The organism is Sphingopyxis sp. BE235 (assembly GCF_031457175.1).
Classification (GTDB): domain Bacteria; phylum Pseudomonadota; class Alphaproteobacteria; order Sphingomonadales; family Sphingomonadaceae; genus Sphingopyxis.
The window spans coordinates 1,448,194-1,470,646 of record NZ_JAVDWC010000001.1; the positions used below are offsets into that span (position 1 = coordinate 1,448,194).

Below are 22,453 nucleotides of genomic sequence, written 5' to 3' on the forward strand. Positions count from 1 at the left end.
AATATTTGTGAACATGCCTACCACCCCCGCCGACCTCGTCGTCAACGGCCGCGCTTACGCGCATCCTGACCGGCCTGTTGTCGTCATCTGCCTCGACGGCTCCGAACCCGGTTATATCGAGGCCGCGATCGAGGCGGGGGTCGCGCCGAACCTCGACCGCATCCTGAAGACCGGAACGAACCGGACCGCGCTGTCGGTGGTTCCGACCTTCACCAACCCGAACAATTTGTCGATCGTGACCGGCCGCCCGCCGGCGGTGCACGGCATTTCGGGCAATTTCTTCTATGACCGCGAGGCGGGCGTCGAGGTGATGATGAACGACGCGAAGTTCCTGCGCGTGCCGACCATCTTCGCGACCGCCCAACAGGCCGGGATGAAGATCGCGGTGGTCACCGCCAAGGACAAGCTGCGCACGCTGCTGGGCAAGGGGCTGGACTTCACGAACGGCACCGCGATCGCTTTTTCGTCGGAAAAGGCCGACCTGGCGACCAAGGCCGAAAACGGCATCGAGGACGTGCTCGATTTCGTCGGCCTGCCGCTCCCGAACGTTTACTCTGCCGACCTCTCGGAGTTCATTTTCGCCGCGGGCGTCAAGCTGCTGGACAGCTTCGGCCCCGACCTCATGTATCTGTCGACGACCGACTATGTGCAGCACAAGGCGGCACCGGGCGCCAAGGCGGCGAATGATTTCTATGCGATGTTCGACCGCTATGTCGGGCAGCTCGATGCCGCCGGCTGCACGATCGTCATCACCGCCGACCATGGCATGAACGACAAGCACGACAGCGACCAGCAACCCGACGTCATCTATCTTCAGGACGTGCTCGATGCGGCGCTCGGCGCGGGCACCGCCCGCGTGATCCTGCCGATCACCGATCCCTATGTCGCGCACCACGGCGCGCTCGGCTCCTTCGCGACCGTCTATGTCGATGCCGACAAGGTGCAGTCGGTGATCGACATCGCGGGCGCGGTCGCGGGCGTGACGGTCGCGATTTCGGCCGCGGAAGCAGGCGAGCGCTTTGAACTGCCGATCGACCGCATCGGCGACGTCGTCGTCATTTGCGATCGCCACAAGGTACTCGGCACGACGGCCGCGCGGCACGATTTTTCGGGCCTGACCGAACCGCTGCGCAGCCATGGCGGATTGACCGAGCAAAGCGTGCCGCTGATCTCGAACCGCCCGACCGAGGTGGCCCCCGATCGCGTCCTGCGCAATTTCGACGCGTTCGACATGGCGCTGAACCTGGTGCGCTGAGATGAACATCCACACCAGCCCCAGCCAGCCCGTCCGCCTCGAATCGATGCGCATCGCGGGCAAGCTCGTCCAGACCGACGACGTCATCGAGGTCCGCAATCCCTATGACAACACGCTGACCGGGACAGTTCCGGCGGCGCGGCCCGAGCATGTCCGCGAGGCGTTCCGCACCGCCAAGGCGTTCAAGCCGAAGCTGAGCCGGTACGAGCGCCAGCAGATTTTGCAGCGCACCGCCGAACTGCTGCGCGATCGCAAGGAGAAGTTCGCTCGGCTGATCGTCGCCGAGACCGGGCTGTGCTGGAAGGACGCGCTTTACGAAGCGAGCAGGGCCTATGACGTCTGGTCGTTCGCGGCGCAGCTCACCATCAAGGATGATGGCGAAATCTATGCTTGCGACATCTCGCCGATGGGCAAGGAACGCAAGATCTTCACGACGCGCGTGCCGCTGCTCGGTGTCGTGTCGGCGATCACGCCGTTCAACCATCCGCTCAACATGGTCAGCCACAAGCTGGCGCCGGCGATCGCGACGAACAATCGCGTGGTGCTGAAACCCACCGAGCTGACCCCGCTCACCGCGCTCGCGCTCGCCGACGTGCTGTATGAGGCGGGGCTGCCGCCCGAGATGCTCTCGGTGATTACGGGCAATCCGTCCACGATGGGCGACGCGATGATCACCGACCCCGATGCCGACCTTGTGACCTTCACCGGCTCGGTGCGCGTCGGCAAGCACATCGCCAACACCGCGGGCTACAAGCGCAAGGTGCTCGAACTCGGCGGCAACGATCCGCTGATCGTGATGGAGGACGCCGACCTCGACAAGGCGGCCGAGCTTGCGGTGGCGGGGGCGACGAAGAATTCGGGCCAGCGCTGCACCGCGGTAAAGCGAATCCTGGTGGTCGACAGCGTCGCCGACGATTTCGCGAAACTCGTCGCCGAAAAGGCGAAGTTGCTGAAAAGCGGCGATCCGATGGATCCGTCCACCGACGTCGGCACCGTCATCAACGAACGCTCGGCGATCCTCTTTGAAAACCGCGTCAACGATGCGGTCGAGCGCGGCGCGGAAATCCTGCACGGCGCGCCGCGGCGCGGGGCACTGTTCGCGCCCACCGTCGTCGATCATGTGCCGGCCGACTGCGAGCTGGTGTTCGAGGAAACCTTTGGCCCGGTGATCCCGATCGTGCGCTGCCCCGACGATATTTCGGAGGTGATCCGGATATCGAACTCGACCGCCTACGGCCTGTCGTCGGGCGTCTGCACCAACCGCCTCGATTATGTCACGCGCTTCGTCGCCGAGCTCGAGGTCGGGACGGTCAATGTCTGGGAAGTCCCCGGCTACCGGATCGAAATGTCGCCCTTCGGCGGGGTCAAGGATTCGGGTCTCGGCGACAAGGAGGGCGTCGTCGAGGCGATGAAGGGCTTTACCAACGTCCGTACCTGGTCGCTCCCCTGGAATATTTAATATTTTGTCATAAAAACTGAACAAGAATCACTAAATAGAGAGCACATAAAGTGCCTATTCACGGGACAGATGCAAATGAACGTGGTTCAAAAAGGTGTTACGGATCTCCGTAACTTGACAGATAGTAGTATATTATTTCGCAAGGCTCAGCATCGTATGCTGTTTGCGGCGATGTTTTGCTATCTGTTCTTTTACACCGGTCGACAGACTTTCGGGTTCGCGATCCCGGGCATCCAGGCCGAATTCGGCGTGTCGAAAGAAACGCTGGGCTGGGTCAGCGCGGCACTTTTGTGGTGTTATGCGATCGGGCAGGCGATCAACGGCAACCTCGGCGACAAATATGGTGGCCGCCGCGTGATGAGCGCGGGCGCGATCCTTTCGTGCATCGCCAACTGGGCCGCGAGCTTTGCAACGGGCGTGCTCAGCCTTGGCGCGCTGTGGGGACTCAACGGCTATTTCCAGGCGATGGGCTGGGCGCCGGGCAGCCGGTTGTTGTCGAACTGGTTCGGCAAGCATGAACGCGGCAAGGTGTTCGGATTCTATGTGTTCGCCGCGGGCATGGCGTCGGTGCTGTCCTTCGTCACCTCGATCATCGTCGTCCATGTGTTGCAGCTCGACTGGCGCTGGATCTTTCGCCTGCCCGTGCTGTTGATGCTGGTCGGGGGTATCGCCTTCTATCTGATTGCGCGCGAACGCCCCGAAGACCTGGGGTTTCAGTCGCCGCACGACGATGTCGCCGACGAAGACACCGCCCCGGATGTCGCCGACGACGAGAGTTCGTGGGCGCGCTACAAAGCGGTGCTTTCCAACTGGCGCTTGCTGCTCGGCGGCCTTGCCATCGGTTTCCAGAATTCGGCCCGCTACGGTTTGCTCGTCTGGGTGCCGGTGCACTTCCTCGGCGGTGCGGGGGAAGCGGCTCCATCAAACAGCTTCATCGATCCTCAGTGGATCAGCGTCGCGCTGCCCGTCGGGATGGCGATCGGGGCCGCCACCAACGGCTGGGTATCCGACAATGTCTTCGGGTCGAAACGCTATCTCGCGATCGTCCTCTATATGGTGCTCGCCACCGTCACCTCGCTGTTCATGTACACGATCCCCGCCAGCGACGTGTATCTCGGCCTCGCCACGCTCTTCCTGTGCGGCTTCTTCGTCTACGGCCCGCAGTCCTCCTTCTGGGCGCTGTGCCCCGACCTCGTCGGGCACAAAAGGGCCGGCACCGCGATCGGGATCATGAACTTCTTTGCCTATCTGTTCGCGGGGCTCGGCGAACCGCTGATCGGCGGCTTCATGGACACGCATCACGACACGTCGCTGGTGTTCCTGATCGTCGCGGGGGCGAGTGCCGCCAGCGCAACGGTGGCGTTGTTCATCCGGCGATGAACCGCCCCTGAGGGGCCGCCCGGCAAAGTTTCACGTGCTCAGTTTATCCGGCCGCGCCGATCGGTGGCCGCCTGCCTACCCAGACTGCGATTTTTGCTTAATGCGGAGGGAAACATGAAAGCTCGTCATTCGATTCTATGCGGCACCGCGATGGTGTTCGCGCTCGCCACAGCAACCGGCGCCCGCGCGCAGGATGCGGCTCCGTCCGCCGACGCGGCACCCGCCGAAGCCGATGCGCCGACGAAGGAAATCGTCGTGACCGGCACCAATATCCGGCGCGCCGAAACCGCGCTGCCGGTCACCGTCATCGACCAGTCGGAAATCGACCTGCGCGGCGGATCGACCGGCGCCGATCTTTACGAGACGCTGCCGTCGGCGTCGCCGCCCGAAATCAACGAAGGTACGATCGCCTCGCAGGGCGCGCGTGGCGACGTGTCGTCGCCCGACCTGCGCGGCATCGGTTCGGGCAGCACCTTGCTGCTGATCAACGGCCGCCGCATGGCGCCGCATCCGATTTCCGGGACCGATCAAGGCGTGCCGTCGCTTTCGGCCAATGCCAATGTCATCCCCACCGCGCTGATATCGCGCGTCGAAGTGCTGCGCGACGGCGCATCGGCGATCTACGGTGCCGATGCCGCGGCTGGGGTGATCAACAACATCATCTCGCCGACCAAGGATCGCGGACGCATTTCGATGGAAAGCGCGATTACGCAGCACGGCGGTGCCGAGGAATTCCGCGTTACGGCGGCGAAGACCTTTCAGTTCGGCCAGACGTCGATCGGCATTTCGGCCGACTATTTCCGGCGCAACGACCTGCTGTTCGGCGATCGCAAATGGGGGTCGCAGTCCGACCTGCGGCGCACGCGCAAACTGCCCGCGCCGTGGAACGGCCTGCCGATCGTCAATCCGGCGACGGGCGCGAACTTCTCGCTCGACAACGACCTCGATAACGGCAGCACGATCACCCATTATGGCCAGTTTCGCCGCGGATTCATTCAGTCGGACTTCCTGACGTTCAACGGCGGGCGGCCCGACGGCAACCGCGGGATCTCGACCTCGACCTCACCCGCGGGGGGCGTCGCGACGGTCGCGACCGACGGCACCTTCTTCCTTTATCCCGGCGCCGATGGCGCGGTGAATTTCAAGCAGACGGCGCCGTCGCGCAACCTCGGCAACCCCGAGGACGAATATTATGACAACCGCCTGCCGCACCGCACGCTTGTGCCGGGGCTGAAGCGGCTCAATCTCGCGATGTTCGTCGAACATGAGTTCAACGACAGCTTCACCATATTCGGCGATGTCCTCTTCTCCGGCTCGCACGCGAACAGCCAGCGCGAAGCGGCGAACATGCAGAACGTCAACGAACCGGGCCTCTATGTCCCGGCGTCGAACCCCTATAACCCGTTCGGCTCGCGCTTTTATCATCCGCAGGGCCTGCCCAACGCCGATGGCACCGCGCGCATCGCCGGCACACCCGCCGACGTCACGATCGTGTCGGGGCTGATCCCGCCGGGCACCAAGGATCGCTATATCGAAGTCGATTCGACCTTCTACCGTGCTATGGCGGGCGCGCGCGGCAAGTTCGGCGACAGCTGGGCCTGGGAAAGCGGCCTGCTCGTCTCGGGCGCCTACAGCCACGAGACCGAGTCGAACATCTTCCGCGAATCTTTGCTGCGCCGGGCGCTCGCGCGCACCGATGGCGGCGCCTACAATCCGTTCCCGGTGACGTTCAAGGTGGTGAACAACCGCGTCGTTGTCGATCAGCCCTATGTGAACCCCAACACGGTCACCGAGCCGATGTACGACACCGACAACCGCTATGGCAAAACGCGGATCATCGTGTGGGACGCGAAGATCGGCGGCGAGCTTTGGAAGCTTCCCTTTGGCGGCGGCCCCATCCAGGTCGCGGCGGGTGCCGAGGCGCGCTGGGAAAGCTATCATGCGTGGAAGGCACCGTTCGCGGGCCTCAACCCGCCCGGATCGGGGAATGATTTCCCGTACCTGCGCGAAAACGACAACGACTTCATCGCGATGAGTCCCAATTCGGACATCGACGCCAAGCAGAATGTGCAGGCCGCCTATGCCGAGGTCGCGCTGCCGCTGGTGACCGACGACAACCGCTTCTTCCTGTTCGACCGGCTCGAGCTGAGTGCCGCGATCCGTCACGAGCGCTTCTCGATCCACGGATCGAGCACGACACCCAAATACAGCATCCTCTGGGCGCCCGCGTCCTGGGTGAAGCTGCGTGCGTCCTATAATGAATCGTTCCGCGCGCCGAACCTGGCGCAGACCAACACCACGCCGCTGCTGCGCGTGAACTACACCGCCGATCCCTATCGCCGCGACGTCACCAATTCGGCGGCGGACGACAGCGCGCCGCGGCGCACCTTCCGCCAGGGCAACGACCGGCTCAATCCCGAAAGGGCGAAGAACTTCGGCGCGGGCATCGCGATGGAGGTGCCGGGCATCCGCGGGCTTTCCTTCACGGTCGATTATTGGCGGCTGAACCAGCGCGACGCGATCACCGCGCTCGGCAACACCGAGGTGCTCGCGACCGACGAACTGCTGCTCGACCTCGCCACCCAGGCGGCGCTCGCGTCGGGCAAGACGGCCGATCAGATCGATCTCGGATCGGGGACGGCCAATTATGCGGGCAACAGCCGCGTCACCCGCCGCGCCCCTACGCCGGTCGATATCGCGACCTTCAACGCGTACAACGCCGCGCAGCCAACCAACGCCACCAAGCGCGCCGTCGTCGGTGAGATTACCAGCCTGATCAACGACTATATCAATCTCGGCTCGCGCAAGCTCGCGGGGCTCGACCTCGCGCTGCAATATCGCGTGCCCGACTTCGGCCTCGGCCAATTCACGCTGAAGGCCGAAGCGACGCACTATCTGAAGCGCGACGAGGAACTGGCCGACGATGGCATCGTCAACGACGAACTCGGCAAGAACAAGCGCGCCAAATGGAAGGGCATTGCGTCGGTCAACTGGAAGAGCGACGGCTGGTCGCTGGGCTGGTTCACCAGCTATTACGGCCCCTACGCCGACACGTCGGCGTCGACCACCGAGGCGATCTATGAAGCGCTGGGCCGGCCCAAGAGCATCATGACCTTTGACGATAACGGCATCAAACGCTTCTATCTGCGCGTGAAGCCCGCGATCCTGCACAACGCGCGCATCACCTATGCCTTCGGCCCCGGCAACGACACGCGCGTGACCTTCGGCGTCAACAATGTCTTCGACGCCGATCCGCCCGTCGCGGACGAGGATGAGGGCTATTTCGTGGGCACCGTCAACCCGCGCGGCCGCCAGTTCAAGCTGAAGCTCGAGCACCGGTTCTAAGATTCCGCCCGACCCATCATTCATTTGTGGAGCCAGTCATGAAACTTTGGCGGACAATCCAGTTTTCGATCGCACTCGTGATGGCAACAAGCCTGCCGGTGGGCCAGGCGGGGGCCCAAACGGGGGCGGCGACACCGGACGACGCCGAAGTGTCCGGCCGTCACCCGGTGCTGATGATCTCGATCGACGGGCTGAGGCCCGACGCCGTGCTCGACGCCGATAAACATGGCTTGAAGATTCCGATGCTGCGCAGCTTCCTGATCGGCGGGAGCTACGCACAGGCCGTGATCAACGTGAACCCCACCGTGACCAACCCGAACCATACGACATTGGTCACGGGCGTGCTGCCCGCCGAGCACGGCATCTATAACAATCGGCCCTTCGCGCCGACCGCTAAGCTGCCGAAAAGCTATAGCAGTTATGCGCAGATCAAGGCGCCTACGCTGTGGGGGGCGGCAAAAGCAGCGGGCCTCAAGACCGGGAGCATCTTCTGGCCGGTCACCCAAAGGGCTACCGATATCGATTTCAACCTCGTCGAAGGCAATGACGAGGATGACGCGAAGATCGCCGACGACGCGATCGCGCTGATCGAGCAGAAAAACCCCGAATTGCTGACGGTCCATTTCGTCAATTTCGACCATCAGCAGCATGAGTTCGGTCCGTTCAGCGCCGAGGGCAACGCGGCGCTTGAACGGATCGACACCGCGCTCGGCCGCGTCGTTGCGGCGTACCGGAAGACGCATTCCGGCGGCGTCGTCGCGGTCGTGTCCGATCACGGCTTCGACAGGGTGACGCATCAGGTCAATCTGAACGCCGCCTTCGTCGACGCGGGCTTCATCAAGCTCAGCGGCAAGGGCGACGAGCAGGAAGTCACCTCGTGGAAAGCCTTTGTCTGGTATGTCGGCGGGGCGGCGATGGTCGTGCTCCAGGACCGGAAGGACCAGAAGACGAAGGCAAGCGTCAGCGAATATCTGCAAAAGCTGGCGGCCGACCCGGCCAACGGGATCGAGCGCATCTACGCCCGCGACGAATATGCCAACCGCGGGCTTCCCCCGGCGGCCGAATATGTCGTGGCGTTCAAGCCGGGATACCGGATGGCCAACGCGATGACGGGGCCGATCGTGAAGCCGTCCAAAGGCGGAGCGCATGGTGCCTTCTCGACGCGGACGGTGCGTGCCGACATGCATTCGTCCTTCTTCATCACGGGGCCGGGGATCGCCGCGGGCCAGAATCTGGGCGTGATCGACATGCGGCAGATCGCGCCGACGCTTGCCGCGGAACTGAAAGTTTCGCTCCCTGCCGCCCGCGCGCCCATCCTTCCGATCCGCGGCCAATGACGGAGGAAAAGCGCGTGTCCGACGTGTATCCGGTTCCGGCGGCGTGGACAGAGCGGGCGCTCGGCGAAGCGGCCTATGCCGCGATGTACGAAACCTCGCTCGCAGAGCCCGACGTTTTCTGGCTGGAGCAGGCGAAGCGACTCGACTGGATGAACGCGCCGGACACGGCGGGCGACTGGTCGTTCGACGAAGGCGATTTCCGCATCGCGTGGTTCGCCGACGGCACGCTCAATGTCGCGGCCAATTGCATCGACCGGCATCTCGCGAGCCGGGGCGACGACGTCGCGATCATCTGGGAACCCGACGATCCCGCCGAAGACCCGCGTCGTATCAGCTTTCGCGAACTGCACCGCGAGGTCTGCCGCTTCGCCAATGTCCTGAAGGCGCAAGGGGTCGGCAAGGGCGATCGCGTCACCATCTATATGCCGATGATCCCCGAGGCGGCGTTTGCGATGCTCGCCTGCGCGCGGATCGGAGCGATCCATTCGGTGGTGTTCGGCGGCTTCTCGCCCGAGGCGCTGGCGGGCCGCATCACCGATTGCGACAGCCGCGTCGTCATTACCGCCGACGAAGGGCGGCGCGGCGGCAAGCGCATCGCGCTCAAGGCCAATGTCGATGAGGCGGCAAAGCGCGCGCCCGCGTTGGAGAAGGTGATTGTTGTGCGGGCAACCGGCGGCGCGGTGGCGATGACCGCGGGCCGCGACATCTGGTATCACGAGGCCGCCGCAGAGGTCGCCGCCGACTGCCCGCCTGAGGAAATGAACGCCGAAGACCCGCTGTTCATCCTCTACACGAGCGGCTCGACCGGCAAGCCCAAGGGCGTGCTCCACAGCAGCGCGGGCTATCTGCTCTGGGCGAGCCTGACGCATGAGCTTTGCTTCGACTATCGTCCGGGCGAGGTGTGGTGGTGCGCCGCCGACATCGGCTGGGTTACGGGGCACAGCTACATCCTCTATGGCCCGCTCGCCAATGGCGCGACGACCCTGATGTACGAAGGGCTGCCCAACTGGCCCGACGCGAGCCGCCTCTGGCAGGTCGTCGACCGGCACCAGGTTCACACCCTCTTCACCGCCCCCACCGCGCTGCGCGCGTTGATGAAGGACGGCGACGCCTTCGTGACAAGGACGAGCCGCAAGTCGCTCCAGCTGCTTGGCACGGTCGGCGAGCCGATTAACCCCGAGGCGTGGCGCTGGTATCATGCGGTCGTGGGCGAGGGCCGCTGTCCGATCATCGACACCTGGTGGCAGACCGAAACCGGCGGCGCGATGATCGCGCCGATGCCGGGCGCGACTGCGCTCAAGCCCGGCAGTGCGACGAAACCCATGCCCGGCGTCGATCCGCAACTCGTCGATGGCGAGGGGCATGTTTTGCCCGGCGCAGCCGAGGGCAATCTCGTCATCGCGCGGAGCTGGCCGGGACAGATGCGCGGCGTCTGGGGTGATCGTGCGCGCTTCTTCCAGACCTATTTCACCACCTATCCGGGCAAATATTTCACCGGCGACGGCTGCCGCCGCGACGACGACGGCTATTACTGGATCACCGGCCGCGTCGATGACGTCATCAATGTTAGCGGCCACCGCATGGGCACGGCCGAGGTCGAAAGCGCTTTGGTGCTCCACCCCAAGGTGGCCGAGGCCGCGGTGGTCGGGATGCCGCACGATGTGAAGGGGCAGGGCATATACGCCTATGTGACGCTCAATGCCGGCTGCGCCGCGGACGACGCGCTGCGCGGCGAACTGGTGAAATGGGTACGCAGCGAAATCGGCCCGATCGCGACCCCCGACGCGGTGCAGTTCGCACCCGGCCTGCCGAAAACCCGCTCTGGGAAGATCATGCGCCGCATTCTCCGGAAGATCGCCGAAGGGGATGTGTCGTCGTTCGGCGACACTTCGACACTCGCGGACTCCGCGATCTTGGAAGCTTTGGTGGCCAATCGAATCCGTTGAGAGGCGAAAGCGCCGTATCAAGATTGGTGGAATTGCCACCGCGGGAGCATTGCAAATCGAACGGCCGCATGTTCCCGTTTTTTTCATAAGCGGACATTCCGCAAACGGTGATTTGCTGTCAGGTCGGTCGCTCGTGGAACGGCGCGCCAACGACCTGATGGTGCATGCTCAATCCGCTCGTGTCGCCCGTTTACAGCGATTTCGCAGCCGGTTTCCCGCCGACGCTGATTCAGGGCGGCACGCGCGAAACATCAATGTCTCCGGGTTTTTCGATTGGATAGCGGTGACCCATTCGTCGGCGTGAGCCAGGACATATCGGTGCTTCGCCCCGTCGAGGCATGCGCCGACGGGAAAATTCCGCCCTGTGAGGATCTGAATGGACAGCGTGTAACCGCATTGACGCGAAGCGCCCCTAACCGGCCGAGTTCCATAAGGGGACTCGACAATGCAACTCGCACACAAAAAAACTTACGCTCTGACGCTTCTATCTTCTTTGACCGCGTTGGCATGGTCAATGCCCAGCATCGCTGCGGAACAGGATGCAACCCAAACGGCCGCTCCGGAAGCGGAGGCAGGAGTAGAAGAGACGGCGCAATCGGACATCGTCGTGACGGGAAGCGCCCGCGCCCAGCGCCGGTTCGATGTATCCTATGCCGTGAACTCCCTTGGACAAGAAGAGGTCCAGCGGATCGCGCCCAAGAATTTCGCCGACCTGCTCGGCACCGTTCCGGGTATCCAGGTCGAAGCGACTGGCGGCGAAGTGCAGAACATCACGCGCGTCCGCGGCATTCCTACCGATCGCGGATACCTGATCTTCCAGCAGGACGGGCTGCCGCTCTACCATGAGATTGACGGCGTGTTTTTTAACTCCGGTGAGGGCATGAACCGCTTCGACCTGATGACCGAGCGCGTCGAAATCGTGCGCGGCGGTCCGGCGCCGATCTATGCCAGCAGCGCCGCAGCGATCGCCAATAACATCACCGTGTCGGGCGGGCCCGATGCACGCGGCAAAGCGCAGTTAACTTTGGGTGATACCGGCCTGTACCGGCTCGACGCGATGCAGTCGGGACCGATCGGCGAGCGCACCTATTTCGCCATCGGCGGCTTCCTGCGCCAGCATGACGGCTATCGCGACGGCGGCTTTCCCAGCGACAAGGGTGGCCAGATCCGCGCCAACCTGAAGCACGACCTCGACAACGGCTTCGTCAAGGTGTCGATGCAATATACCAACGACCACAACATCTTCTACCTCCCGATCCCGGTCGCCGATCCGCGCAATCCCTCTCTCTCGCTCGATCCCTATATCGATTATCACACGGGTACGCTGAACTCTCCGGCGCTCCGCAACGTCAACGTCAAATATCGCGATGGTGCCGGCGTGCTGCAGGGTTTGAACCGGGATCTTGCCGATGGCCGGCACATGCGCTTCTTCAACGTCGGCCTGCAATATGAAGGCGATTTCGATGGCTGGCTGGTTTCGGCCAAGGGCGGCTTCACCAAAGGCAAGAGCAGCTTCGACGCTTTCTATTCGACCACCAACCCGGTTAGCGCGAACACCTTTGCGGCAAGCTATCTGACGGCCGCTCGCACCGCTTTCGGGGCCGATGTGGCGCGGCTCGGCTATGCCGTTGCCGGCACCAACGGCGCGACGGTTTATGATCCGGGCGCGGCTTCGGGCCTCATCATGTCGGGCCAGTATCGCGTTTCCGAATCGGACTTTTATTCGGGGCAGGCCGATCTCAGTGTTACCCGCAAGTTCGAGACCGGCCTGGGCACCCATGACGTGCGCATAGGCGTTTATGGGGCGGCTTATGGCAATACGCTCTTCCAGGCCTATCAGGACATGCTGATCGAAGTGCAGAGCCAGCCCCGCACGATCGACCTTGTCGCCTATTCTGCGACGGGCGCCGTGCTCGGCTCGGTCACCCAAAATGGCGTGTTGCGATACACCACCACGCTGAACCAGGGCGAGGCCGATGCGAAGATGGTCGCCGTCTATGCCAATGATACCTGGGAGATTACCGACGGACTGCGGGTCGACGGCGGCATCCGTAAGGAATGGTATGACTATGAAGGCTTTGCGCTGCTGTCGACCGCCGCTGATCTGGGCGATACGACGACGCTGGCCGACAACGCCACCCGCGCTTTCAGCGGGGCTATCGTGTCGAACAAGCTCAAACCCTCGGCGACCAACTGGACGGCCGGCGTCAATTATGACTTCACGGACAATTTCGGCGCTTACGGCCGCGTTTCGAACCTGGAAGTGCCGCCCCAGATGGGCGTGGTATCCAGCACCGCCCCGACAATCATCAAAACCAAGGCGCGGCAGTATGAACTGGGCGTCAAGGCCAGCTTCGGCCCGAACTACCTCTACGTCACCGGCTTTTACACCAAGTTCGATCCTTTCAACGCGACGTTCATCGCGTTCAACCCGGTGACCGGCCGCAATGACCAGCCCGTGCCGTTCATCGGCGAGGCTGTCGCAAAAGGCGTCGAGGTTGACGGCCGGATCAAGCCGGTGAGCTGGTTCGAACTGGCCGGTTCGGTCACCTGGGCCGACCCCCAATATCGTAATCTCGCGAACACGTCGGGCGCCGATCCGACCGCGGTGAACGGCAACCAGATCATCCGCGAGGCCAAGTTTTTCGGCAATGTGCGTCCGTCTGTCCGTTTCCCGGTCGGCGGAGGCGAAGTCGAGATCGCAGGACGTTACGAATGGGTGGGCCGCCGCTACGTCGATCTTTTCAACCTGACGGCGTTGCCCGCTTATCAAACATTCGGCGCAAGCGCGTCGGCGAGCTTTGGCAACTGGCGCTTCCAGGTGGTTGGTGACAATCTGACCAACGCCAAGGGATTGACCGAGGGCAACCCGCGGACCGACCAGCTCGCCGGTCAGGGCGCGAGCGATGCGATCTATGGACGACCTTTATTCGGCCGCAGCTTCCGCTTTATCCTCAGCCGCAGCTGGTAAGGGTGCGCGCAATTCGCACCACAGCCTTGAGCATCTGCCTGGCCGTCGCCTCGTCTCTTTATCCGGGAGTGGCGGCGGCGCAGGACCCGGCCGGCTACGCATCACCCTTTGCCGACACGCTGACGACCCGTGTTTTTCCGCTGTTCGCAATGATGCGAACGGCGCCAGATTGGGCGCAGGCGTTGCGTGACGATCCCGTTCTGGTGGAACTTGCCGCCGCGCGCGCCGCGCGGGTGCCGGAAAACAGCTGTGCGCCGTCTCCGCAATGTCTGGCCGATGCGTGGATATGGACCGAGGCGGACATCGCCCTGGTGCAGGCGCGGTTGCGGCTGATGGTGAGCGATCAAAAGCGCGCCAGGGCGCTCGTGACGCGGCAAATGCGACCTTCCGGGCGCTTCGCCCGCCGTGCGGCACTGTCCGATGCGGATCTTGTCGCCACGGCGTGGGCCGAAACGGCGGCAGCGGTGAACCAGGTCATCGCCGTCTATGCCAAAGGGGCACCGCCGCGTTATCCCGTTATCGACTCCATCATTTTCAATATTGCCGACCCCAAGATGGCGGACGTGCTGGATACGCACGGCGTCGCCACGGTCGCGCAGGCCAAAGCCGATGATCTTTTCTTCGATCCATCGTTGCGTTACGCGATTGGCCTGCTCCAGATGAACGAGCGTATCGACGCGGGCAGCTACCGGCCGCTATTGGGCGGTGACAATGCCGACACGGCCCGGGCGGTCGCCCGGATGAACTGGCGAGCAAAGCCCTATACCGCGCTGCTGGTGTTCGGTCATGGCCCGGAAGACGTGCAATCGCGCACGGGCGTGATGGGGCATATCCGCCTGGCCATTGCGGCCGATCTGTTCGCGCGCGGTTTGGCCCCTTTCATCATCGTATCGGGGGGCAATGTGCACCCCAACCGCACGCCGTTCAACGAAGCGGTCGAGATGAAGCGCCTGCTGGTCACGCAATATGGCATTCCGGCCGACCGCATCCTGATGGAGCCGCATGCGCGCCATACCACCACCAACCTGCGCAACTGCGCGCGGCTTCTGCTTGCCGCCGGCTTTCCAGAGGATCGGCCGGCGCTGATCGTGTCCGACCATCGCACGATCCAGTATATCGGCGGCGAGGAACTGGCGCTCCGCAACCTGAAGGAAATGGGGGTGCAGCCGGGCCGTCTGGCACCCGGCCCCGATCGCTTCACGCTGCGCTTCGTCCCCGACCCGGTCGCGTTTCACGTCGAACCGGCCGATCCGCTCGATCCCTGACGTCCTGTTCGGAGCAAAGTCCGTGCGCCATTTCCTGTTAGTTTTCGCTGCGGCCGCGTGCGCCGCCGTTCCTGTCCCCGTCCTCGCCTGGGGCGAACGCGCCCACGCAGCAATCGACAGAGCGGCCATCGCAGCGCTGCCCGCCGACGGCCCCATATTCCTCCACAGATATGCCGACTATATTGCAGCATCTTCGACCATGCCCGACAGCTGGCGCAGCGCCTCCGAGCCCTTTTCAAAGATCGAGGAGGATCCCAATCACGGATGGTTCAAGGAGCAGTTCGCATTTTTGAACCCCATCCCGCGCTCGCGCTACGAGTTTATCCTCGCCTTGCATGACGAGTATCTGCGGATCAAGGACAGCGATCCGGAGCGGGCCAAGCGGACCAACGTGCGCTGGACCGGCACGCTGCCCTATGCGGCAATGGAAAGCTATGGGCGCCTTGTCGTTTGCATGCGCCAGATTCGCGCTGCGCAAAAAGCGGGTGCCGACGCCAGTGTGCCGGAACAGAACTGTGCCTATCAGGTTGCCCGCCTTGGGCATTATATCGGCGACGGTTCGCAGCCGCTCCACGCTTCGGTCAACAGCGATGGATGGCTGGGCGCCAATCCGAAAAACTATACGACCGATCGAAGCATCCATGGCCGTTTCGAGAGCGAGTTTGTCGATGCGATCGCGCTGGAGCCACAGAACCTCGCCGACCGGATCGGCGCACCGGGGCGGCAGCGAGGCGATTTGTTCGAAGCCGTCCTGTCCTTCCTCGACGAGGCGGGGAGCCATATGGAAACCGTCTACATCATCGAGAAGAGAGGTGGCTTTGCCAATCCGGAGGATCGGGACGCGCGGGCTCTGGTCTACGGCCGGGCGGCAGCAGGCGCTGCGATGCTCAGGGACATGATCTACCGCGCATGGACCGAGAGCGCCGAGCCGTCCGCTCAGGTTAATCCGTCCCCGCTCGATCCTGCAAATCCTCTCTACAATCCGGCCACTGGTTCCGCGCCCAGTCACTGAGCGCGTTCTCGACGGGCTTCGGTCGGGGTCTTCGGCACCGCCCCGCCTGAAGGGACAAATGGCATCGTGCGTGACCGATTCGGTTCAGACCGATCGGATCCTTGCGACGAAGGTCGTGGTGTTCAGAAGCGCGTCGCTACGATAGCAAGGCGCAAATAGCCGCGATGCGAGAAGCGTCGCTCATCTGCGAGCCCCTGATTTGCCTCCAACGTCGATTGACCGCCCCGGTCCGCTCGCCGTCTCGCGAACCACAATCGGTCTGACATATCTATTGCAAGTGGCCTGACCACATATTAGTGGTTGGCAGGCATAAGCTGTGTTCGCGTGTTCACGCTGGCGGCAATATAATGCGAGAGCCTGGCGCGTCAGGAAATGAAGCGTGTTCGGGATGCCCTCGCAATAAAAAATTGAGAGGAGCCACGATGTTTCGAAGGATCGCATTTCTAGCTTTGGCCACCGCACCGCTGATAGCGCTGACGCCCAGTTCGGCTGCGCAGGATCAGCGGCAGGCTCCGTGGCAGGACGTCACGCCGCGCGCTGGACTCGCCGGCTGGCACAGCGCCGGGGGGCAGGCGCCCTATCGCGTTGTCGACGGCGAGGTCGTTGGCAGCGCCGTGCCGAACTCGGCGAACAGCTGGCTGGTGTCCGACGCGCTTTACGGCGATTTCATCCTCGAATTCGATGCCAAGACCGACCCGACGCTGAATTCGGGCGTGATGATCCGCGGCCAGAGCCGGCCCGATTATCGAAACGGTGTGGTTCACGGCTATCAGATGGAGATCGATCCCTCGTCGCGGCGCTGGAGCGCCGGCATCTATGACGAACAACGCCGTCAATGGCTCTATACGCTCGGCCGCAACGATGCGGCGCGGCAGGCCTTTCGCTCGGGCGACTGGAACCACTATCGTGTCGAAGCGATCGGGACGCGCCTGCGCACCTGGATCAATGGCGTGCCGGCCGCCGATGTTGTCGACGATGTGGACGCGCGGGGCTTCATCGCCTTCCAGGTGCACTCGGTTGCCGATGCGGTCGCGGCGCAGAAGCCCGAAGCGCGTTTCCGTAACGTGCGGATCATCACCGACACGCCCGCCCGCTTTGCCTCGCCCGCGACCAAGGTCGAGCAGCAGGGATGGCTGGCCAATCGCCTGACCGACGCCGAGCGCGGCGCCGGCTGGAAGCTGCTTTGGGATGGCAAGACGACGCAGGGCTGGCGGAGCGCCAAGGGGCCCGCTTTTCCGAAGAAGGGCTGGTCGATCGCCGGCGGCATCTTGTCGGTCGAAAAATCGGGCGGCGCCGAAGCGACCAATGGCGGCGACATCATCACCACCCGCGATTACAAGAGCTTCGAGCTGTCGGTCGATTTCCGGCTGACGCCGGGCGCCAATAGCGGGATCAAATATTTCGTCGATCCGAACCTGTTGAAGGGCGACGGATCGGCGATCGGCCTGGAATTCCAGTTGCTCGACGATGAGCGCCATCCCGATGCCAAGATGGGCCGCGACGGCAATCGGACGATCGGCTCGCTTTACGATCTGATCACCGCGCGCAACCTCTCCGATCCCGATAGCCCGGGCAAGCGCGTCAACGCGCCGGGCGAATGGAACCGGGCGGTCATCGTCGTGCGCGGCAAGCATGTCGAACATTGGCTGAACGGGTTCAAGGTCGTCGAATATGAACGTGGCTCGCCCGCCTTTCGCGAGCTTGTCGCGCGCAGCAAATATGCGAAATGGCCGAACTTCGGCGAGTGGGAGCAGGGACCGATCTTGCTCCAGGATCATGGCGACCGGGTCGACTTCCGGTCGATCAAGCTGCGCGAATTCTAAGGGGACAGGACATGATTGACCGCCGTACGATGTTGAAGGGCGCCGCAGCGACGCTGGGCGCCACGATGAGCGCGCGCAGCTATGCGCAGATCAAGGGTGCGAACGATCGCCTGCGTGTGGCGGTGGTTGGCGTGAACGGGCGCGGGCAGGCGCATATGAGCGCTTTTTCGAAGCTGCCGAACGTTTCCGTCACCCATTTCGTCGACGTGGATTCGGCCATCCTCGCGAAGCGCGCGAGCGAATTTGCCGCCAAAGGCCATCCTGCCCCCAAGATCGTGGGGGACTATCGCCGGCTGCTCGACAGCAAGGACGTCGACATCGTCAGTGTCGCGACGCCCGATCATTGGCACGCAAAGCTCGCGATCGATTCGATGAATGCGGGGCGCCACGTCTATCTGGAAAAGCCGATCGGCATCGCCCCCGCCGAAGGCGAAGCGCTGATCGCGGCACAGCGCCGCACTGGGCGTCAGTTGCAGGTGGGCAATCAGCAACGGTCGAGCGTGGAGACGCGGCAGCTTGTCGACATGGTCCGGGCAGGCGAGCTCGGCGACGTTTATGAAGCCCAGACCTGGTATGCGAACAATCGCGGGTCGATCGGCAAGGGACAGGAAATCGCGCCGCCGGCCAATTTGAACTGGGATTTGTGGCAGGGGCCGCGCCCGCGCGGGCCGTACCGGTCGAACCTGGTGCACTATAATTGGCACTGGTTCTGGAAATATGGGACGGGTGAGATTTGCAACAATGCGATGCACGAACTCGATATCGCACGCTGGGCGATGGGGCTGACCTATCCGACCAGCGTATCGACGCAGGGCGGACGGCATTTCCACCGCGGCGACGATTGGGAAATGTATGATTCGCTCGCGCTCGACCTGATCTACGACGATGGTCGCGCGATCCGCTGGAACGGGCAAAGCTGCAATGGCATCAAGACCTATGGGCGTGGCCGCGGCGTGCTGCTGCTCGGCACCAAAGGGTCGGCCATCGTCGATCGCAACGGGTTCGAGCTGTACGATCTGGAAGGCAAGTTGACGCGGGAGGTGAAGGCCCCGGCCAGTTCGGAAACCACCGGAACGGTCGGCGAGGGTGCGCTCGACATCCTTCATGCCGGCAATCTGGTCGACGTCATCCGCGGCCGCGCCAGCGTGCTCGCATCGCCGATTGCCGAAGGGCATATCAGCACCGCGCTCTGTCACCTCGGCAATATCGCCTATCGCACGAGCGGCGCGCTGACGATCGATCCGGCGACGGGCAAACCGGCCAATGCCGATGCCATGAAGCTGTGGTCGGTCGATTATGAGCCGGGCTGGGAGGTCAAGGGCTGACCCCTGGGGCGATCATGACCGACGTTGTGCGCTTTGCTTCGATGGGGACGCGCGTCGAACTGCATCGGTTCGGTGCGGGTGACGACGACGCGTTGACGGCGGCGCAGCGCGCGATCGAGGCGGTCGACGATGCGCTCACCATCCATCGCCCGTCGGCAACGACCGCGCTCAACGAACGGCTGATGGCGGGGCAGGGAGCTGGTATCGACGATGCGCTGCTGTTCGACGCGCTGGTCACGATCGAGGAATTGCACGCCTCGACGCTCGGGCTGTTCGATCCCGCGGCCGATCGTCGCTTCGCGTCGGCGGGGTGGAGTGCCATCGTATTTGATCGCAGCGCCGCGCGGATCGAGATATCGCAGCCTGTCGCGCTCGATTTCGGCGGGTTCGGCAAGGGCTTCGCGCTCGATCGCGCCTGCGCCGTGCTGCGCGAGAAGGGTGTCGTATCGGCGTGCCTGTCGGCCGGGGAAAGTTCGATTGCCGTCGTCGGCGAACACCCGCTTGGCGGCGGCTGGCCGTTCGCGATTGCACACCCGCTGCGCCCCGACGAGATTCTGGTCGAACTCGAACTCACCGACGAATCCGTATCGATCTCGTCGACCGTCGGTGCGGGGACGAACGCGCCGGAACGCGCCGCGATGATACGCCCGACCGATGCCACCATCGTGTCTGCGCCGCGCTGCACGGTTGCCGTCGACCGGCTTGGCGCGCATGCCGAGGCGATGAGCACCGCTTTGCTCGTCGCCGATGAAGATCAGGCGGAGCGCTTGCTGAACGGCGACCGGACGCGCCGTTTTCTATTCGATTTTCCCCGGGGAGCGGCGATCCCCGATCAATCTGCCAGGATGAGTTTTAATGACTGACAATGATTTCGACCTGTCACGGCGATCGTTCATCGATCGCGTGCTGATGGCGACAGCTGGCGCGGGGATGGCCGCAGCGGCGCCCTGGGCAAGCACAGCCGCCCTCGCCGCACCGGTGGCAAAGGGCGATCGCGTACGGCTGGGGGTGATCGGCACGGGCGATCGCGGTCGGGGACTGATCCAGAATATCGCCAAGACCCGCAACTGCACCGTGGCGGCGATCTGCGACAATTTCGAGCTGCATCTGGCAAAGGGGCGCGCGCTGGTCGATGCGTCGACGCGTGCCTTCACCGATCACCGGGCGATGCTCGATGCGGGCGGTCTCGATGCCGTGGTGATCGCGACCCCGCTCGACCTTCATAAACAGCAGAGCTTCGATGCGTTCGATGCGGGGCTTCATGTGTGGTGCGAAAAGGCGATGGCGCGCACGATCGACGATTGTAGCGCGATGGTGAAACGGTCGCAGGACAGCGGCAAGGTGCTGCAGATCGGCCATCAGCGCATGTTCAAACCCACCTATCTGAACGCGGTCCGCCGCGCGAAAGAGGGCGAAATCGGATCGCTTACGCAGATCCGCGCCAGCTGGCACCGGCAAAGCAGCTGGCGCCGGCCGGTTCCCGCCGGGGCCACCGACCGTCAGATCAACTGGCGCCTGTATCGCGACAGCTCGGCGGGGTTGATGACCGAACTGGCGACGCACCAGATTCAGGTCAGCAACCTGTTCTTCGACGCCGTGCCGACCCGCGTGATGGGATCGGGCAGCATCTGTTTCTGGAAGGACGGGCGCGAGGTCTATGACCATGTCGCGCTGATCTATGAATATGCGGGGGGCCGCAAACTGATCTACACCTCGCTGCTGAACAACGCGCGTTATGGCTGCGAAGAGCAGATTCAGGGCAGCAAGGGGACGATCGAACCCGAACTCGGTCGCATTTACAAGGAACTGCCGCCGAAAGAACTGGCGCTGCTACGGATGCAGGCCGACGTGGCGAGCGGGAAAAAACGTGCGGTCCCGATCGGCGGCGCGACCTGGTTCGCCGAGCTTCCCGTCACCACGCCCGGGGAGCCGCTTGGCTGGGGCGAATATGACGAGACGATGCTGCAGTTCGAGGGCTTTGGCGAGGCGGTGCGGACCGGCAAGCCGCTGCCCGGCCTGTTGTCGCAAGCCTATTATGCGAGCGTCGCGTCGCTGCTTGGCGAGCAGGCGATGGATAGCGGTCAAATTTTGGCCTGGCCGACGTCGCTGATCGCCATCTGAAAAAGGAACAAGCCATGACCGACACCAACCGGCGCGATCTTCTGGGGCTTGGCCTGACCGCGGGGCTCGCCGCGGGCTTCGCGGCCGATGCGCTGGCGCAGTCCGCGGCGCGCGGCGATGCGCCGACCGAGGGCGCGCGTGCACGCCCGGCGCCCGAGGCGAAATATCGCGTGCCGTTCGCGGTGATCGGGCTCGATCATAATCACATCTATGGCATCACCGACGCGGTGATCCGGGGTGGCGGCGTTCTCACGACCTTCCATGCGACCGATCCCAAGCAGATTGCGATGTTCCGCGCGCGCTATGGCGATATCGCGCTGGCGCGTTCGGAAGACGAGATTCTGGGCAATCCCGCGATCAAGCTGGTCTGCAGCGCGGCCATCCCCGGGCTGCGCGCGCCGCTGGGCATCCGCGTCATGCGCGCGGGCAAGGATTATCTCAGCGACAAGGCGGCGATTACCTCGCTGAAGCAGCTTGCCGAGGTTCGCCGCGCGATCAAGGAGACCGGCCGCAAATTTGCGATCATGTATTCCGAACGGCTGGAAGTGCCCGCGGCGGTCATGGCGGGCCAGCTTGTCCATGACGGCGCGATCGGGCGCGTCATCCAGACCGTCAACCTCGCCCCGCATCGACTGGCCGCGGCATCCCGGCCCGACTGGTTCTGGGACACGGCGCGTAACGGCGGGATCCTGACCGATATCGGCAGCCACCAAGCCGATCAATTTGTCTATCTGACGGGCAGCAAACGCGCGCATGTCGTCGCATCGCAGACCGGCAATTTCGCGCATCCCGAACATCCGACGTTCGAGGATTTCGGCGATATGATGCTGAGCGGCGACGGCGGCACCGGCTATGTCCGCGTCGATTGGTTCACGCCCGATGGTTTGCCGACCTGGGGCGATGGCCGTCTCTTCATTCTCGGCACCGAAGGTTATATCGAGCTCAGGAAATATGTCGATATCGCCGGCCGGCCCGGCGGAAATCACCTGCTTATCGCCGACCGGAAGGGTGTTCGGTATCTGGACTGCTCCAAAGTGCCTCTGCCATTTGGCCCGCAGTTCGTCACCGACATCGTCGAAGGAACATCGGTGGCGCAAGATCAGGAGGGAGCGTTGCTCGCCGCCGAACTGGTGCTGACGGCGCAGGCGCATGCCAAGCCCGCTCGGCAACAAGCGACCTTGTAACGCATAGGCCAACAAGATAGCGGTTTCCTC

Annotated in this window: 14 protein-coding genes; all 14 read left to right on the plus strand. The window is 63.6% G+C overall.

All coding sequences use genetic code 11. The features are described from left to right. Positions 1 to 13 precede the first annotated feature (13 nt). The 14 genes from phnA to J2X38_RS06870 all read left to right on the plus strand — a co-directional run bounded on the left by phnA (position 14) and on the right by J2X38_RS06870 (position 22,423). A complete protein-coding gene (gene phnA / locus J2X38_RS06805; protein WP_310252724.1) occupies positions 14 to 1,255 on the plus strand; it encodes a phosphonoacetate hydrolase in 1,242 nt (413 codons plus the stop codon). A gap of 1 nt (position 1,256) precedes the next feature. Next, the gene (phnY, locus tag J2X38_RS06810; protein WP_310252497.1) at positions 1,257 to 2,714 is read left to right on the plus strand and encodes a phosphonoacetaldehyde dehydrogenase; all 1,458 of its coding nucleotides are present in this window, start codon (positions 1,257 to 1,259) and stop codon (positions 2,712 to 2,714) included. A 156-nt stretch (positions 2,715 to 2,870) separates the two neighbouring features. Continuing rightward, positions 2,871 to 4,094 carry an MFS transporter gene (locus J2X38_RS06815; protein ID WP_156419696.1) on the plus strand — a complete coding sequence of 408 codons (1,224 nt, stop codon included), beginning with the start codon at positions 2,871 to 2,873 and terminating at the stop codon, positions 4,092 to 4,094. Positions 4,095 to 4,208: 114 nt separating this feature from the next. Beyond that, positions 4,209 to 7,439: a TonB-dependent receptor domain-containing protein gene (locus J2X38_RS06820; RefSeq protein ID WP_310252501.1), complete on the plus strand. Its 3,231-nt coding sequence runs from the start codon at positions 4,209 to 4,211 to the stop codon at positions 7,437 to 7,439. 38 nt (positions 7,440 to 7,477) lie between these two features. Further along, on the plus strand, positions 7,478 to 8,776 hold the full coding sequence (locus tag J2X38_RS06825; protein WP_310252503.1) for an ectonucleotide pyrophosphatase/phosphodiesterase: 1,299 nt from the start codon (positions 7,478 to 7,480) through the stop codon (positions 8,774 to 8,776). A gap of 14 nt (positions 8,777 to 8,790) precedes the next feature. Next, entirely contained in the window at positions 8,791 to 10,722 is a 1,932-nt protein-coding gene (gene acs / locus J2X38_RS06830) for an acetate--CoA ligase (RefSeq protein ID WP_405053436.1), read from the plus strand. 514 nt (positions 10,723 to 11,236) lie between these two features. Then, complete coding sequence (locus J2X38_RS06835; protein WP_310252507.1) at positions 11,237 to 13,693, plus strand: TonB-dependent receptor; 2,457 nt, start codon at positions 11,237 to 11,239, stop codon at positions 13,691 to 13,693. A gap of 26 nt (positions 13,694 to 13,719) precedes the next feature. Further along, on the plus strand, positions 13,720 to 14,958 hold the full coding sequence (locus J2X38_RS06840) for a YdcF family protein (protein ID WP_310252509.1): 1,239 nt from the start codon (positions 13,720 to 13,722) through the stop codon (positions 14,956 to 14,958). Between the two features lie 22 nt (positions 14,959 to 14,980). Beyond that, complete coding sequence (locus J2X38_RS06845; RefSeq protein ID WP_310252510.1) at positions 14,981 to 15,970, plus strand: nuclease; 990 nt, start codon at positions 14,981 to 14,983, stop codon at positions 15,968 to 15,970. Positions 15,971 to 16,392: 422 nt separating this feature from the next. Then, positions 16,393 to 17,793 (plus strand): DUF1080 domain-containing protein, encoded by a 1,401-nt coding sequence (locus tag J2X38_RS06850; RefSeq protein WP_310252512.1) that lies wholly within the window; start codon positions 16,393 to 16,395, stop codon positions 17,791 to 17,793. A gap of 11 nt (positions 17,794 to 17,804) precedes the next feature. After that, entirely contained in the window at positions 17,805 to 19,118 is a 1,314-nt protein-coding gene (locus J2X38_RS06855) for a Gfo/Idh/MocA family oxidoreductase (RefSeq protein ID WP_310252514.1), read from the plus strand. 14 nt (positions 19,119 to 19,132) lie between these two features. Then, positions 19,133 to 19,981 carry an FAD:protein FMN transferase gene (locus tag J2X38_RS06860; RefSeq protein ID WP_310252516.1) on the plus strand — a complete coding sequence of 283 codons (849 nt, stop codon included), beginning with the start codon at positions 19,133 to 19,135 and terminating at the stop codon, positions 19,979 to 19,981. Beyond that, positions 19,974 to 21,239 carry a Gfo/Idh/MocA family oxidoreductase gene (locus J2X38_RS06865; RefSeq protein WP_310252518.1) on the plus strand — a complete coding sequence of 422 codons (1,266 nt, stop codon included), beginning with the start codon at positions 19,974 to 19,976 and terminating at the stop codon, positions 21,237 to 21,239. The genes J2X38_RS06860 and J2X38_RS06865 overlap by 8 nt, the downstream gene beginning before the upstream one ends. A 14-nt stretch (positions 21,240 to 21,253) precedes the next feature. Continuing rightward, positions 21,254 to 22,423: a Gfo/Idh/MocA family oxidoreductase gene (locus J2X38_RS06870; protein WP_310252520.1), complete on the plus strand. Its 1,170-nt coding sequence runs from the start codon at positions 21,254 to 21,256 to the stop codon at positions 22,421 to 22,423. The last annotated feature ends 30 nt before the right edge of the window (positions 22,424 to 22,453 follow it).